General features: G+C 67.1%; 1 protein-coding gene. It reads right to left on the bottom strand.

The annotated features are described in order from the left end of the window. Positions 1-2286, bottom strand: a 2286-nt coding sequence (locus tag ACFWSK_RS37665; RefSeq protein WP_383796674.1) for a condensation domain-containing protein, incomplete at both ends; no start/stop codon positions are given.

Below are 2286 nucleotides of genomic sequence, written 5' to 3'. Positions count from 1 at the left end.
ACAAGAAACACCCGGCGAAGTGCAAGGAAGACCCCCAAGCATCGAACGAGTCCCCGCATCATCCAGCCACACCACCGAACCCAACGACTCCACCGACTCCACCGGCAACCCACCCGCCACCGACCGATGCCCCACCAACACACTCGCCCCACTGTCCGCCAGCATGAACTCCAACCGATCCGACGGGAACTCCGCATCCAACGGCAAATACGCCCCACCCGCCTGCCACACCGCAAGCGCCGCAACCACCAAATCAACCCCACGCTCCAGACACACAGCCACCACCGACTCCGCACCCACACCCACCCCACGCAAATAATGCGCCAGACGATTCGCCCGACCCATCAACCCCCCATACGTCAACGACTCCCCACCCGACACCACAGCCACCACATCCGGAGACACCACAGCCCGCTCAGCAATCAACCCATGCACACCACCAACCGCAGACACCTCCACACCCGTGTCATTCCACCCACGCACCACCACATCACGCTCACCCGCAGTCAACACCGGAAGCTCATCGACCCTCTGGCCCGCGTCGGCCGCGACAGCGTCCAGCAGCGTGACCAGATGACCCGCCATCCGCTCGACCGTCGCCGCGTCGAACAGCGCAGTGCTGTACTGGATACCCGCCTGGAGTGTGCCGTCGCCGGACTCCTCCAACATCAGCCACAGGTCAAAGACGGCCGCCACCTGACCGCCAGGGCCTCCGGAACCCTCCTCGGCGTCGGCCGTGCCGTGGACCTCTTCACCCTCGCCGGCCCCATAGCTGAAGAACACCTGGAAGAGCGGGCTGCGCGACCGGTCACGCTCCGTGACGAGTTCGTCCACCAGCTGTTCGAACGGTACGTCCTGATGCGCGTACGCACCCAGGGCCGTCTGCCGCACACGACCCAGGAGCTCCGAGAACGACGGGTTGCCCGACAAGTCACCGCGCAGCACCAGGGTGTTGACGAAGAAGCCGATCAGTTCCTCGGTCTCGGCACGGTTCCGGTTCGCGACCGGCGTGCCCACGACCACATCGTCCGAGTTCGCGTACCGTCCGAGCAGCACGTTGAAGGCCGCAAGCAGGGTCATGAACATCGTCGTGCCGTTCGTACGGGACAGCGCACGCAGCGCCTCCGCCGTCTCCGCCGAAACGGTGAACGGGGCCATCGCCCCCTCGGTGGACCGCACCGGAGGACGCGGCCGGTCGGTGGGGAGGTCCAGTACGGGAACCTCGGCCAGCCGCTCTCTCCAGTAGGCCAGTTGCCCCTCAAGGACCTCGCCGTCAAGCCATTGACGCTGCCAGGCCGCGAAGTCCGCGTACTGCACGGCCAGCGGCGCCAGCGGGCTCGGCTCGCCGGCGCGGAACGCCTCGTACAGCGTGACGAGTTCACGTCGCAGGATCCGCGCCGACCATTCGTCGGACACCACGTGGTGCATCATCAGTGCCAGCAGATGCTGCCCCTCGCCCAGCCGTATCAAGGTGGCCCGGATCAGTGGGCCATCAGCAAGGTGGAACGGCGCCGTCGCGTCCTGGAAGGCCAGCCGCTCCGCCTCGCGCAATGGCTCCGCATCCCCGGAGAGATCCACCACAGGCAGCAGGAACTCCGAGGGCTCGTCGATCACCTGGTGCGCCACGCCATCCGCGCTCGCGACGAGCCGGGTGCGCAGCACCTCGTGCCGCGCCACCACAGCCGTGAGGGCCTTGCCGAGGATCGCAATGTCCAGGTCCCCGTCCCAGGGCAGATACATCGGAAGGTTGTACTCGACCGATCCGGGCTCCAGCTGGTCCAGGAACCAGAGGCGCTGCTGCGCGAACGACAGCGGCAGCGCCTCATCCCTGTTGACGATCGTCCACTCCGGCGCGGACGCACCGGGCGTGGAGGCAGCGATAACCGCAGCCAGCCCGGCGACCGTCGGGTGATCGAACATCGCCGCTACGGGAATGTCGGTGCCGAACACGTCCCGGATGCGAGAAACCACCTGAGTCGCGAGGAGTGAATGCCCGCCCAGCTCGAAGAAGTTGTCTGTTGCGCCGACTCGGTCCACACCCAAAAGCTGAGCCCAGATGCCCGCAAGCAGCTCCTCGGCGGCAGTGGCCGGAGCCACGAGGCCACCCGTGCGTGCGCCGTCAGGTTCGGGCAGCGCGGCGCGGTCGAGTTTGCCGTTCGGCGTCAGCGGCAGGGTGTCGAGTGACACGAACGCGGAGGGGATCATGAAGGCGGGGAGTCCGGTGCTCGCGAACTCGCGGATCTCGGCGAGGGACGGAATGCCCGCGGCCTGATCGGCGGGGACGAG

The sequence above is a fragment of the Streptomyces sp. NPDC058620 genome (assembly GCF_042717135.1).
Lineage (GTDB): Bacteria > Actinomycetota > Actinomycetes > Streptomycetales > Streptomycetaceae > Streptomyces.
The sequence above is the reverse complement of the archived record's forward strand: the minus strand, read 5'-3'. Positions and strand labels throughout refer to the sequence as shown.